The sequence below is a fragment of the Acinetobacter higginsii genome (assembly GCF_000369845.1).
In the GTDB taxonomy this organism is placed as follows: domain Bacteria; phylum Pseudomonadota; class Gammaproteobacteria; order Pseudomonadales; family Moraxellaceae; genus Acinetobacter; species Acinetobacter higginsii.
Genome location: NZ_KB850213.1, coordinates 130404 through 144417, shown reverse-complemented (window position 1 = coordinate 144417; position 14014 = coordinate 130404). Strand labels below are relative to the sequence as shown.

The 14014-nt window shown below is 40.2% G+C and carries 11 protein-coding genes; 4 read left to right on the top strand and 7 right to left on the bottom strand.

The window, feature by feature from the left end; translation table 11 throughout:
* Window positions 1-13 precede the first annotated feature (13 nt).
* Window positions 14-1819, bottom strand: a complete 1806-nt coding sequence (locus F885_RS13295) for an ABC transporter ATP-binding protein (protein ID WP_005314893.1) — start codon at window positions 1817-1819, stop codon at window positions 14-16.
* A gap of 56 nt (window positions 1820-1875) precedes the next feature.
* The gene (locus F885_RS13300) at window positions 1876-2625 is read right to left on the bottom strand and encodes a hypothetical protein (protein WP_005314890.1); all 750 of its coding nucleotides are present in this window, start codon (window positions 2623-2625) and stop codon (window positions 1876-1878) included.
* A 177-nt stretch (window positions 2626-2802) separates the two neighbouring features.
* Between F885_RS13300 and F885_RS13305 the strand changes: the two genes are divergently transcribed.
* The 4 genes from F885_RS13305 to F885_RS13320 all read left to right on the top strand — a co-directional run bounded on the left by F885_RS13305 (window position 2803) and on the right by F885_RS13320 (window position 7907).
* Window positions 2803-3498 (top strand): DsbA family oxidoreductase, encoded by a 696-nt coding sequence (locus F885_RS13305; protein WP_004802262.1) that lies wholly within the window; start codon window positions 2803-2805, stop codon window positions 3496-3498.
* A gap of 596 nt (window positions 3499-4094) precedes the next feature.
* The gene (locus F885_RS13310; protein ID WP_005314886.1) at window positions 4095-5516 is read left to right on the top strand and encodes a hypothetical protein; all 1422 of its coding nucleotides are present in this window, start codon (window positions 4095-4097) and stop codon (window positions 5514-5516) included.
* A 226-nt stretch (window positions 5517-5742) separates the two neighbouring features.
* Window positions 5743-6876: a hypothetical protein gene (locus F885_RS13315; protein ID WP_005314884.1), complete on the top strand. Its 1134-nt coding sequence runs from the start codon at window positions 5743-5745 to the stop codon at window positions 6874-6876.
* A 134-nt stretch (window positions 6877-7010) separates the two neighbouring features.
* Entirely contained in the window at window positions 7011-7907 is an 897-nt protein-coding gene (locus tag F885_RS13320; RefSeq protein ID WP_005314882.1) for a hypothetical protein, read from the top strand.
* A gap of 91 nt (window positions 7908-7998) precedes the next feature.
* Here F885_RS13320 and htpG read toward each other — a convergent pair whose 3' ends face one another.
* The 5 genes from htpG to F885_RS13345 all read right to left on the bottom strand — a co-directional run bounded on the left by htpG (window position 7999) and on the right by F885_RS13345 (window position 13941).
* On the bottom strand, window positions 7999-9918 hold the full coding sequence (gene htpG, locus F885_RS13325) for a molecular chaperone HtpG (RefSeq protein WP_005314871.1): 1920 nt from the start codon (window positions 9916-9918) through the stop codon (window positions 7999-8001).
* A 114-nt stretch (window positions 9919-10032) separates the two neighbouring features.
* Window positions 10033-10386: a lysozyme inhibitor LprI family protein gene (locus F885_RS13330; RefSeq protein WP_005314869.1), complete on the bottom strand. Its 354-nt coding sequence runs from the start codon at window positions 10384-10386 to the stop codon at window positions 10033-10035.
* 133 nt (window positions 10387-10519) lie between these two features.
* Window positions 10520-11104, bottom strand: a complete 585-nt coding sequence (locus tag F885_RS13335; RefSeq protein WP_004802248.1) for an OmpW/AlkL family protein — start codon at window positions 11102-11104, stop codon at window positions 10520-10522.
* 418 nt (window positions 11105-11522) lie between these two features.
* Window positions 11523-12944 (bottom strand): Na+/H+ antiporter family protein, encoded by a 1422-nt coding sequence (locus F885_RS13340; protein ID WP_004802246.1) that lies wholly within the window; start codon window positions 12942-12944, stop codon window positions 11523-11525.
* Between the two features lie 121 nt (window positions 12945-13065).
* A complete protein-coding gene (locus tag F885_RS13345) occupies window positions 13066-13941 on the bottom strand; it encodes an alpha/beta fold hydrolase (RefSeq protein WP_005314867.1) in 876 nt (291 codons plus the stop codon).
* Between the last annotated feature and the right edge of the window lie 73 nt (window positions 13942-14014).

Here is a 14014-nt window from a genome sequence, read left to right as displayed (position 1 = left end):
AATGATGAAGTGACTAACTATGCGTTTCCTCTTCATCATCCCCTTCAAAAGTCTTGGAAATCTTCTCGATATTAAGACTCTTCGCCATCGCATCAAAGATGTTCTTATACACCCCTTGTTGCTGATAGAGTTGATGATGCTCACCATGTTCCACGATCATGCCATCCTGCATCACATAGGTATAATCCGCATCTATAATCTGCGACAAGCTATGCGAGATGATAATCACAGTTCGCCCCTGCTTGATCTCATCCAAACTATGCTTGATCTGCTCAGTTGCAATCGCATCCAAACTTGCAGTCGGTTCATCCAGAAAAATAATCGGGGGATTCTTCAAGAACATGCGTGCAATGGCAATCCGTTGTTGCTGGCCGCCTGAAAGCAATAAGGCATCGGATTGATAGGCCAGCGGTAACTTGAGAATCTGCTCATGAATCGAGGCTTTCTTTGCCGCAAGGATGATTTCATCCTGCGTCGCATCCATCTTGCCATAACGGATATTTTCCTCAATTGTACCCTGAAAAATATGATTTTTTTGCAGGACTAAACCAATATGATCACGTAAATATTGGGTATCTATTTCGGTCAATGCGCTTCCATTCAGTAAAATTTCACCTGACTGCGGTAAATAGAATTTATCTAATAGACTAATCAAAGTTGATTTCCCCGCACCAGACAAGCCCACCAAAGCCGTGATTTTATTGGGTTGTATGGTGAGGTTGATGTCTTTCAGTGCATGAAAACCATTGGGATAGAAAAAATTCACCTGTTTTAATTCAAACTTACCCGTCAGTGGTTGTGGTCTCAATTCTCCAGAGGTTTCTATTTCATCATCTGCTTCTAAAATTTTGAAAAAGCTTTCTGCATAAATCATCGCATCATTCACTTCATCATAGATGCGATGTAGGGAACGAATCGGTGCTGAGACATTGTTGAATAACAGAATATGAAACATGATCATACCGATGCTCATATCACCAACCAGAACAAAATAGGCCGTTAAAATAATAATAAAGACCACGCCGATCTGTTCAATAAAGGTTTTTAAGCCATCAAATAGAAAACTGAGTTGGCGGGTTCGCATCTGATCATCGGTCAGTTGTTTTTGCAAAGTCAGCTGTTTTTCCGCCTCAATTTGCTCACGGTTAAAGGACTTAATCACTGTGATCGACTGAATGATACTTAAAGTACCCTGACTTTTACGTTCGCGGCCATCACGTAAATTACGTCGTGTCCCGCTGAGTTTCTGCGCCTGCTTAAAGGTAATCCAGAAATAAATCGGCACAATACTCAACGCCACCAAACCAATCCAAAAATTGGCATAGAACATTAGGCACAGGGCGATGATGGCACTGCTAAACAATGGAAAAATATCAATAAAGAAGATCTGTACCAATCGGGTAATCGAACCGATCCCTCGATCAATCCGAGTCTGTAATTTTCCTGCTTGGTTATCATCTTGGGTAAAAAAAGCCAGACGGTATTGTAGAAACTTCACGATGATCGACTGTGCCACATCTTGTGAAATCAAAATTCGTAATTTCTCGCCAAAGAACTTTTGTCCAAACTGAAGAAAAATATTCAGCACTTCTTTGCTCAATAAAATCACACTGATGGTGAGCAGAATATGCCAGCCTGCATTTAAACCCTGCCCTGACTCCACCACCGCATTAATCTGATCGACTGCATACTGCAAGGTGAGCGCATTGACCTGTGCGGTTAATGCACCAATCAAAGTCAGTACCAGTGTCACTGCAACCAGCCACTTATAGGGAAGCACAAATGGTTTTACTTTATGAAACAGCTGCCATAAATTCATATTCTTGAGGTCTACCTCTTCTACGTCTAGGCTGAAAACTACCTGATCGATCTTAATTACAGTTCTTCTTCTAAAACCTCAGCATTATTTTGTTTAATCTTCTCCATCTTGGCATTCAGCTTTAACACATCTTGATAGAGTGTGTTGAATTTTTTCACTTGAGCGGTCTCGCGAAACAAGATCATTTTATCCTGCCTTTGCCACTGATATGTCTTCAGCATATCGAACATGGCCTGGGCCTTTTCAATGATTTGCTGCTCGATTGGGAAAATATCATGCGCTTTATCCGCTTTCAGATTATTCTCCAATTTGGCTTGGAGCGAACTTCGCATTTCATTCTGGATTGCCAAACTTTTTGCCTGCTGCATAGAACTGGCTTGGATTTGTTGCCGTGCCTGCTCATATTCAGCAGATGCTTTGCGCACCTGCAAAAACATCTGTTCAGTGTCCTTATAGTTCTGCTTGCGATCCTGATCCAGACGCTCAACATCTAAAAAGGTATCCCAATTGGCGGCTTTAAGTTCACGTAAATAATGATTACGGGCTTCTACATTTTGCATCCAGTAGTTCAGAAGAAACTCAGACATCAATTTATAATCGCCAGATAAGCGATCATCATGAATATTCAGTTGTACTGGGGTCGACCAGTCTTGTGCCTGATCATAAAGTTCACGCATTTTCTCAGACATAACCACCTCAAACATCTGCTGATTATTGATGGCACGCTGTTTCAGGCTATGCTGATAAAAGAAAAATGAACCAATACAAAGGACTACAATAGTCACAAAGATTAAAAAACGGCGCATATTGCCTCCAAGTATCATTATATTTTTTATGTTCTGAATCTGAGTTTAATTGATAAAACACATGCAGTTATAGTCCTTTTTATTTCACTTCTCGTAACGGAGCATTACATTTTCATCGCTTTAAATTCTACACGTTCGCCCCTATTATCTGTTTAACGAGAATTGAAGAGATCCACCATGCGTGTAGATATTTGGTCAGATGTGGTCTGTCCGTTTTGTTATATCGGTAAAAAACGTCTTGAACATGTTGCCCAAGAAGCGGGTATTGAATTAGACATTCACTGGCATAGTTTTGAACTGGATCCAAATGCACCTGCTAAACACGACACCTCAAATACTGAACGCTTAGCCAAAAAGTATGGTCGTAGTTATGCGGAAATGGAAGAAATGGAACGTAATGTTGCAGCCATGGCCGCAGTAGAAGGTATCGACTTTCAATGGCAGAAAGCCAATTCAGGCAATAGCTTCAATGCACACCGCATTATTCACCTTGCACAAAGTAAGGGTTTGGGAAATGAAGCGAAAGAAGCATTCTTCCATGCTTACATGACTGAAGGTCTTGCGATTGGTGAGCGTGAAGTGGTTGAAGAAATTGCCTCACGTATCGGTCTAGACAATGCCGAAGTGGAATATGTACTAGACTCGGATGAACTTGCAGATTTTGTGCGTCATGATGAGCAAATTGCCCATGAACAACTCAAAGTGACTGGCGTACCATTCTTTGTCTTTGATCAAAAACTGGCACTTTCAGGTGCGCAACCTCGTGAGATTTTCTTACAGGCGATGCAGCAAGCACAGTCAGAATCAACTGAAGAAATTGAGCAAACCGATGCAGCTCAATGTAATGATGATCAATGCGAAATTAAGCCTTAAGCTTGATTAAGCCTAAAACCGTTTTCACCTCCGTATGAAAGCGGTTTTTTTAATCTTAAAATTTTCATATTCCCCTTTGGTTTCAGTCTTTTATCTTTGAATAAATACCGTTTATCGACAGTCATAATTATTTCAATAATGATGTATTTTTATTTGCTGAGCTTTTCACCAAGAGATATGTGAAAGTGATCACAACTTATCCATAAATTTATAGATAATTTTTTATCTTATGATCTATTTATTCGATTTATTATTTTAAAATGTTTTTATTTTCAAAGAGAAACCATGATCTATATCTCGATTTAGAATACGTAAATGAGATTTTATACTAACTTGACCGCTATAGATTTTACCTCCTTTTCTTCTATAATCGTCATAAAGTGACAATCTTTTGTGATGAAAATGTTGAGTGACGATCTCTTTTAACACAGGTCAAATTACAAACAAATAGATCCAAAGATCAACGCACTTGTCACACGTATAAGACAGCATACTTTATCGACTATAACTGATTACAACCTGTTTGAAATTGCTGTCACTTTGTCCTAATTCATGATTTAAAAACAGGCTCAAGCCTATCTCTAAGGAAACAATCGATGGACGTATTAGAGAAAGCACTCTTGGTTGACGAGCTCAAAACCCTCGTCGACGGGCTGAATGATGATAAAACATCACTTTTTGAAATTGCTAAGTCAAAACAACGCATCAAAGACATTTGCGCATCTTGCGACGATCCTCACTTTCAGGATCAGCTCAGCCCATTTAAAGAATTTATTCTGAATGAAGAATTTTCTGCCGATGACTTAGCGCTTTATGGCTACACCTTGACTTACCGCGGTACTTATAACTTTATGGGGCGTGTCGAAAATGCCTTGTTTGCTTCGGCAGATATGGGCTGGGCCGCATTACGTCAAGCACAGCATTGGCAAGTTTGGGTGATTCGCCCTGCACTGTCATTCCTGAAAAGCCCTTGGCTCAACTCCTCTAAAGATGCCTTACAATGGCTACAGAGCCATGCCAGTGAGTATGTTAAAACAGACTACGAATTACAGAATTTAATCCCAATATTAGAACCCATTCAAGCTGATGACGCTGAAAAGGCTGCAAATAAAGATAGCCTGTCCATTATTAAGGAACAAACAGCTCAGTTTAAGTCACAACTCGATGCCATTATTCAAGAAAAAATTCAACCGGCTCAGATTACTCCTTCTGCTCAAGCTACAGCACGTGTCAAACCGAGTTTTAGACAAAGTCCTGTTGCTTCTGCAAATCTTAACAAGGCCAAACCCTTGGCATTGAATGATTTTAGTTTAGATGGCTTACTCTGTAGATTGGAGCGGATTGATGCTCGCACTTTTCCATCGCTATATCGGGTCGATCTGCATAACGAGATCGATCAGAATATAAAAATTGATTGGCTCTATCTCAAAGCTGAGAATGAAGCACAACCACTTTGGGGATCAGCACAAATTTTTATTGCTGAGCAACTTTATGCACAAGGCCAATTTTCACATTACGTGGTCTTAGTCGGAACTCATAGTGTTGAATATGCAACCACGATTTTACAGGCCTATACCGATCAACGTCATACGCGAACCAGTTCTATTCATCAAACCAGCTGGAATAATTTTAAACAACATTATCATCAACATGAGACCTTGTTTAATGAATGCATTATGAATGGCACTTTGGTCTGGCAGCGTGATCAACGCGTCTATCCATATATTCCAGCATCCTTTATTAACATACAGAAATTCATTCCCTTTGATGAGACTGCTGCGACCTTCTTTACGCCCGTGATTTTACTACGAGAGCGTCAAAAAATACGTGTCATCCATGGCTTAGAGCGTGTGAAGTTGTCCAATGAAGATCAAGCCTATCCATATCTATTACTCGATCGTACCGATGGCTATACATGGCAGCTGATTCGTCAAGTCATTAGCCGTTTACCGCAACCCATTTCAGTACATGATCTTTATCAGGCACTCGAAAATAGCGCTCTGCCTGAATCATCTTAAACCAGACACAGCTATACTTTTTAATTCAGGTTGTCTTATGCTGTGACTCGACTATTGGCTGTTTTTTCCAAAAGGATTTGGATCAGCTAGTCTGCTTTTATTTCACTAAGCCCTTATGATTTCTAGCATTTTTATACAGCTAAATTGCTGTTTTTTGTTTCTAATACTTGATTTTATTGCCTCAATCATCAAAAGTTAACATAAGAACAATATATAAGCCTTCATTATGAATAATTTACAGCAAATGGTACCGACACGTATCTTTTTTGCTTTGCTAACACTTTCACTGGGTACGTTGAGTGTTACCAACGCAGAAAGCAACGCTCAAAACCAGCAGCCGAATTCTGCTACGAATGCGACCACAGTAAATAGCGATGAGAATGCATTGGACTATATTCCACGCTGGGTTGATGCCACGCCAACGATCTTTCCTGCACAATCCAATCAATCCACAGTCCCAGCGACTGCCGAAACTGAAGACAAAACTTGGGCGGATAAAAAACAACGTAGTATCCGTGAATGGGCGGATCGTACTTCGGTCAAAATTGATGATTGGTTTGGCGATGTCGATCCTGAAAATCCAGCCTCAGCTACTATCCGAGTGATGCTGGATAACTACTGGAACGAACATGATGGTTATGAAGTCAAGCCACGTATTCGCGGTAAAATTAAATTACCAACCTTAGAAAAAAAAGTTAGTGTGGTGTTTGGTGATGACTCTTTAGACGATGAGTTTAAAAATAATGTTGCCAATACCAATAACCAGCCCAATTCAGATCCGGATAAAAAGTTTGACTCCAAACAAACCCGAGACAGTAACGGCTCCTTAGCCTTACGTTGGTCAAATTTTTCCAAGAAACTGCCTTTTGAAACCGATGCTGACCTTGGTATTCGCTCAGGCAGTGATATTTATGCCCGCCTAAGAGCGGAAAAACATTGGGATCTACGCAATGATTTCCGCTTTAATGCAGAACAAATCTATCGCTATGGCAGCAAAAGTGAGAATTATTTAAGAACTAATTTAGAATTGATCCATGCGCGTCCGAATCAACCCTTTATCTCCAATCAGTTCAGTTTGACCTACGCGGACAAGCAGGATGATGATCTATGGTGGGATAACCGTCTTTTCCGTCAACACCAGTTCTTTGCACATAACAACTTCAATTATGGCATTTATACCGGTGGCTATTACAATAAAGATGAACTCCGTTTAAACAGTTGGGGACCTTTCGTATCTTGGCGACAACCGCTTTGGCGTGAATGGTTCTATGTGCAAGGCGATCTGAATTATTTTAATGATCATCGAGAAGACCGTAATCATTTTGTCAGTACATTCGTTCGGCTCGAGACTTTATTCTAGTACTGAAATGATCTGTCATAATGCCCAGTTGGAATTCCAATTGGGCATTTTTATTTAAAAAAATGAAGTCCAGTAAATAAATGATTAAGCTTAAACTGCTATGCTTGTTTTCTTTTATTTTTCTTCACGTTAACATGGATCAACGATACGCTTTGGCTGTGTATTTATTGATTGTAGGCAATCTTTGCCTCGGTGAGCTACTTACACACTTCTTTCCAATGTTCTTACCGCTCAGCAGGCATTTCACCCGCGCATCACATGTATTTTTAGATCAAAAGACCTGGCATCCTCACACTCAGAAACAAGCCACAAAAACGCTTGCTTGCGATGTTGCAACAGAAAGGCCTGAAGATCAGCTCAGTGATGCACAACTAAGTCAGGAATTGATGGCCGTTTTTGGTGAAGACTCATTATGGCAACGTGCACAACAGCCGCCACTCATAAAAAAGCTTGGTAAAACCAGCAAGCATCCATCGCATAAAAATATCAATACGCCCAATCCCGTCAGCGCGAGTTGGAGTACGATTTCAAGCTGGTTACCCTTTAACAATGATCTGGACTTAGGTTCGAACTCCAATACTGATATTTATGTGCAATTTCTTGCCAAGAAGCAATGGAACTTACATTCAGGACTGAATCTGGATACGGCGCAAATCTTTCGTTATGGCTCAAGCAGTAAAAACTATGCCGAAACCAATCTGAATTTAACCCAGAACTTTCAGCAACAGGCACTATTTTCGACTCAATTCAATCTGTCGAAGACCCAAGATGAAGACTACACTTGGCGTAATCGAACTTTCCAAAAGTTGCATTTGCTCTCCAAAGACAACCTCAGCTATGGCATCGTCAGTGAAGGCGATTATGAAAAGAAAGAACTTCGAGTCAATCAATGGGGACCTTATTTTTCTTGGAAACGTCCGATTTGGCGTAACTGGCTGTATATGCAAAATGATTTGAATTATTTAAATGTTCCTGCCGATAAACAGGACAATCATTTCAGCTATCAAATGAGCTTTGAAGCCCACTTCTGATGAAAATAACAACACCACTGTGGATAACTTGAAAGTTATCCATACACATAAAAAACCTCCGCCGAAGCAGAGGTTTTTGTGATCAAAATACTTATTTCAATAACAAGCTATTAATACGTTTAACATAAGCTGCTGGATCTTCTGGTAAGCCACCTTCTGAAATCACAGCCTGATCAAAGATCACATTAGCCAAATCATCAAACTGTGCTGAGTTCTCTAATTTTTTCACCAACGGATGCTCAGGGTTGATTTCCAAAGTAGGCTTAATTTCAGGAACAGCTTGCCCTGCCTGTTTCAACATACGAATCAGCTGTGGTGAAAGCTCCCCTTCGCTGGTGACTAAGCATGCAGGAGAATCCACCAAACGCGTAGTCACACGGACTTCTTTGGTTTTATCTTTTAACGAGCTACTTAAACGATCCACCACAGGCTTAAACTGTTCAGCCGCTTGCTCTAAGGCCTTTTTCTCTTCGGCATCTTGTAGATCACCGAGATCGACTGCGCCTTTAGATACGTTCTGCAATGGTGTACCATCGAACTCAAATACAAAGTTCATGGCCCACTCGTCAACGCGGTCCGCCATCAGTAACACTTCAATGCCTTTCTTCTTGAATACTTCAAGTTGTGGCGAATTTTTCGCAGCGGTTAAACTATCTGCAGTCACGTAATAAATCGCTTTCTGCCCTTCTTTCATACGTACCTTATAATCAGCAAAAGAAGTACTGACCTCATCATGATTTGAAGTTGCATAACGCAATAATTTTAAGATACGTTCACGATTGCCCGTGTCTTCACCTAAACCTTCTTTTAAGACTGAGCCAAATTCAGTGTAGAAGGTTTTAAATTTCTCTTGGTCTTTCTCATCTTCCGATTTCGCCAAGCCATCCAATAAGGTCAATACACGACGCGCATTACCTTCACGAATGGTTTTCACATCACGGCTTTCTTGTAAAAGTTCACGGCTAACGTTCAACGGTAAATCAGCACTGTCGACCACACCTTGAACAAAACGTAAGTAGTTTGGAATCAGGTTATCTGCTTCATCCAAGATAAATACGCGTTTTACGTACAGCTTGATGCCTGCTTTTGCTTCACGAGTAAATAAATCTTGTTTGGCCTGACTTGGGATATACAGCAACTGGGTATATTCGGTACTACCTTCGACACGGTTATGCGCCCACGCCAAAGGTTCTGCAAAATCGTGGCTCAGGTTTTTATAAAACTCGATGTATTGCTCATCCGTGATTTCACTCTTGTTACGCGTCCATAACGCACTGGCTGAGTTAATCGCTTCCCATTCATCCGTCTTCACCATTTGGCCGCCTTTCGGTTCTTCACCTTCAGCGACCTCTTCCTCTTGCCACACTTCTTTTTGCATTTCGATTGGCAAGCTGATGTGGTCAGAATACTTATTGATGATTTGTTTAACTTTCCATGACTCTAAATAATCCAGTGCATCATCACGTAAATGCAAGATGATATCCGTACCACGCGTTGCTTTCTCAATCGTTTGAACTTCAAATTCACCCGTACCACCACTGATCCAACGCACAGCTTCAACTGCATCCAGCCCTGCACGACGCGATTCAACGGTAATTTTATCGGCAACAATAAAACCTGAATAGAAACCAACACCAAACTGACCAATCAACTGGGCATCTGACTTTTGGTCACCTGTCAGTTTAGACATAAAGTCTTTGGTACCTGACTTTGCAATGGTCCCTAAATTATCAATGGCTTCTTGCTGGCTTAGACCAATCCCGTTATCTGAAATGGTTAAGGTTTTATGGTCTTTATCTAAAGTGACGCGGACACGTAAGTCTGGATCATTTTCATAATATTCAGGGTGATTAATCCCTTCAAAACGTAACTTATCGCAAGCATCCGATGCATTTGAAATCAATTCACGTAAGAAAATTTCAGGGTTGGAATACAGTGAATGGGTCACTAAATGCAATAACTGAGCAACCTCAGCTTGGAAACTATAATTCTGTGCGACTTGTTCACTCATAAATCACTCCTTATCTGTGCTTATATCTTTGGAATGATTTATGAATGGTGCATATCTTGGATTTTTCAATCCTTGATGCTTATTTTTAAGCTAAAAATCGCACAAAAGTTACAATTAGAATGGGCCTTGGCTCAAGACGCGTGTTTGTAGAAGTTGATCTAACTGTTGCTGTCTTTGTGCATAAGCACGCTTCAGACAAGGGCTATTGGCAGAACAGGAATTACGTTGTTTTAGCCATTTAAATTGTTGATCTTTCTCTGCATCACGCCCACCCATAGGTAATGCATGCAGAATAATTTGGTAGGTGGTTGCGAGTTTGACATCTGCATCATTTAAACTGCGGTCATTGCAGATCTGCTGCTCAGCTTTTAACTTCGCAGCCTGACAAGAGAAACTGGCAGCCTGAGCTTGGGACAAAAGTAATAAGGGGGTGAGTAATAATGCTGTCGTTATCAATTTTTTCATCATGGATCATTCACTTTTATTTAAGCTTATGTCTCAGCATACAAAACTCAAGTGTTGAAGCCTGTATCGGTTTTATATTCAAATTGCAAAAATAAAAAACCTCACACAAGGTGAGGTTCTTCAATCATTCACTGACTTAGAATTTGTAGCTATAACCTAATGTATACACCACTGGATTGAGATCTAAATCAAATTTAGTCCCATCAACCAATGTCACTTCTGGGCTAATATCTGCGTAACGTACATCGACATAAACACCCCAGTTTTTAGCATCTGCAGGTTGGAAGTTAAAACCCAGCTGACCAGCAAAGCCAAATGCTTCTTTCACATCTTTCGCTACGCCCTTTTCATTCCAAGGAATGAAGGCTGTACCACCGACACCGATGTAAGGTGTAAAGCGAGTTGAATTTTTGAAATTATATTTTGCTGTAATCGTAGGTGGTAATTGACGAACACTAGCAACTTTTTCACCATTTAATAATACGTCATGGTTAATTGGAGTTGCTAATAATAATTCCGCTGAGAACGGTGTTTCACCAAAAAAATATTCAACTGACGGTGTAAATGCAAACTCATCATCACCTTTAACCGTTGCACCTGGGGCCAACGTTGTATCCGCAGTTGGGTTAATAACACTCGCGCCCACTTTAACTTGAAAGCCCCCTGCAAATGCAGTTGAAGATAACCCCAATAATGCGACAACCAATGCTTTCTTTAACATTAAAACAACCTCTTTAACAATTTATGTTCTTGTTAAACATAATAGGCACGGGTTTTTACATTATGCAATACTTATTAATTCCGACTATTTAAATACATTTTGTAATATATTGAATATTAATAAAATATAATTGTTAAAATATGTAATATTTATTAATTCAGACCATTTTAGTCCACTTAAACCACTATAAAACCTAGTATTCTGATCAGAATACTACAATTCATAATATTAAATAAAGTTTTTAGAAAAATTCTATTTAGATGAATTTAAAAATATAATTACGCAAAACTTAATATTAAAAATACATTATAAAATTAGATTAAAAAAGAGACAAAAAATGTCAAATACTGGTATTTTTTATATTTTAATTACTAAAATAATTATGCATAAAAAAATGGCTCTTAACGAGCCATTTGTATTATAAAATCATTGCGGCAATCCAGCCAAAAATAAGCAGCGGGATATTAAAATGTATAAAAGTCGGCACAACTGTATCCCAAATGTGATCATGTTGACCATCTACACCTAAACCAGCTGTTGGTCCTAAGGTCGAATCAGATGCAGGTGAACCCGCATCACCTAATGCCGCAGCGGTGCCAATGAGTGCAATTGTTGCCAATGGTGAGAAGCCAAATTGGACGCACAAAGGCACGTAAATCACGGCCAGCACAGGCACACTTGAGAACGATGAACCAATACCGATCGTCACGAATAAACCGATAAAAAGCATCAGGAACGCAGCTAATGCATGGTTATCTCCGATGATATGCACCACACCATTAACCAGATGCGTGATATCGCCTGTATGGGTCATCACTGAGGCAAAACCTGCCGCAGAAATCATGATAAAGCCTACCAGCGCCATCATACGCATGCCTTGTACAAATACGTCATCAGCATCTTGCCATTTAAAAATTCCAGAAGCAGATAACACAGCAAAGCCGACTAAACCACCAAGAATCATCGAACCTGAGTACAGCTGTGCAACCAGAGTTAAACCGATCGCCAGCACCGCCATAAACATGGTCTTCTTGGAGATATAAGGTACATTCTCAGCTTCTTGTTTGAGCTCTTCCGCATCAGCCTTGAGATCATATTCTGCCTGTGTGGTCACTTTCAGTGGCTTGTCTAGGTCAATGGTTTTTACGGGCGTAATTGAACGATCCACATAAATACGCGGCTTACGATAGCTAATAAATACCGCAACTAAAGTACCGATTACCATCCCTAAAACTGGAATCGCCATACCGATTGGCATCATGCCCCGTTCAACATGCAAGCCGTAAGCTGCGCCAATCTTGTTGATATTGCCCATCAGAATCTGTTCAAGGAAGATCGCACCAAAGCCAACTGGCAGGAAAATATAGGTCCCGACTAGACCTAACGTCATCACACATGCTGCAGCTCGACGATCCAGCTTTAAATGATTCATCACTTTTAATAAAGGTGGAACCAAGACTGGAATAAACGCGATATGCACAGGAATCAGGTTTTGAGAGAAGATTGCAGCAATCAACAGAATGGTTAATAACAGATATTTCACCTTTTTCTGTTGATTTTTACCTGCTTCCATCCCCAATAAACCAATCAGTTTATGCGCAAGTAAATCGGGCAATCCAGACTTTGAAAGTGCCAAGGCAAATGCACCTAATACCGCATAAGCCAAAGCAACTTCAGCACCATCGCCTAAGCCAGCATTAAATGCTTCTACAGTTTGAGAAAGACTTAGACCAGCGACCAAGCCTCCAATAATGGCTGAAATCACCAAAGTGAGAACAACAGAAACTCGTGCCAGTGACAAGATAAACATCACGGCAATCGCAATTACGACAGCATTCATGAACAAATTCAGGAGCAAAGAAAAGGCGATATTCTAGCAGATTCATGATCATGAAGCTGAAAATATCGCCGAATTGTGCTGCATCTCAAGTGATTTTTAGCTTAATAAATCCACTAAAGCATTAAGCAGCTTGGCGTTGCACAAACTGACGGATCAGTTCAGCAATTTTTTCTGGCTGGCTCAATACTGCCCAATGGTTGGCATCGAGCTCAACATACTCAAATTTTTCTACCCATTTTGGCATCGATTCAGTAATGTACTCTGGACTGACAAACGCATCGCGTTTTAACACAATCGCCTGTACAGGACATTGTGCATAGCGTTGACGTGGTTGAGTAAGAGATGGGATAAAATTGGCACGGTAAAGATTAATACCGTATTTACCATCCGCCACAATATTGGCATTCAAAGGTAAATTTTTCTTCTTTTCCAAACCACTTAGGATCTTGCCCCATTTTTCTGGACTAAAGAATGTCCATACCGTTGGTGCAACTAAAGGTAAATGGAAAGCACCGATATACCAAGATTTGGTCAGCATTTTTAATACATTGCTTGGTGCAGATTTAAATTTTTCACGCAGATACAAAGAAGCATGATCTAAGCAAGGACCTGAAATGGTGGTATAAGACAATAAGCGACCTTTTAATTTTGGTTCTGTTGCAGATTCCCAAGACTGTAATGAACCCCAATCATGTGCTGCCATATGGAAATTACGATTTGGAAGAACTTGATCCACCACCTCTTGCAAGTCTAATGATAAACGCGGCAAACGGTAATCTTTAATACGCTTAGGAATCGAAGACAGACCTGCACCACGCACATCATAAGTCACCACGTAATAATCATTGACCAGTTTTTCAATGATCGGCTCCCAAACTTCCTGATTATCTGGATAGCCATGCACTAAAACCAAAGGTGTTTTTTTCTCATCACCCCATGTTTTAACACAAAGCGTTTGCTGATCAGATGTTGTTACTGTTTTGACTTGTGCTTGCATAATTCTTTCCCATTTTGTTTTCTATCGGCTGTTCATAAAACAGCCATTGCCAGCGATGCAATAAAAATGATAC

Bases quoted from the DNA above. Each gene is read 5' to 3' on its own strand.
- F885_RS13295 (WP_005314893.1), bottom strand. From the start codon at position 1,819: ATGAATTTATGGCAGCTGTTTCATAAAGTAAAACCATTTGTGCTTCCC.
- F885_RS13300 (WP_005314890.1), bottom strand. From the start codon at position 2,625: ATGCGCCGTTTTTTAATCTTTGTGACTATTGTAGTCCTTTGTATTGGT.
- F885_RS13305 (WP_004802262.1), top strand. From the start codon at position 2,803: ATGCGTGTAGATATTTGGTCAGATGTGGTCTGTCCGTTTTGTTATATC.
- F885_RS13310 (WP_005314886.1), top strand. From the start codon at position 4,095: ATGGACGTATTAGAGAAAGCACTCTTGGTTGACGAGCTCAAAACCCTC.
- F885_RS13315 (WP_005314884.1), top strand. From the start codon at position 5,743: ATGAATAATTTACAGCAAATGGTACCGACACGTATCTTTTTTGCTTTG.
- F885_RS13320 (WP_005314882.1), top strand. From the start codon at position 7,011: ATGGATCAACGATACGCTTTGGCTGTGTATTTATTGATTGTAGGCAAT.
- htpG (WP_005314871.1), bottom strand. From the start codon at position 9,918: ATGAGTGAACAAGTCGCACAGAATTATAGTTTCCAAGCTGAGGTTGCT.
- F885_RS13330 (WP_005314869.1), bottom strand. From the start codon at position 10,386: ATGATGAAAAAATTGATAACGACAGCATTATTACTCACCCCCTTATTA.
- F885_RS13335 (WP_004802248.1), bottom strand. From the start codon at position 11,104: ATGTTAAAGAAAGCATTGGTTGTCGCATTATTGGGGTTATCTTCAACT.
- F885_RS13340 (WP_004802246.1), bottom strand. From the start codon at position 12,944: ATGAATGCTGTCGTAATTGCGATTGCCGTGATGTTTATCTTGTCACTG.
- F885_RS13345 (WP_005314867.1), bottom strand. From the start codon at position 13,941: ATGCAAGCACAAGTCAAAACAGTAACAACATCTGATCAGCAAACGCTT.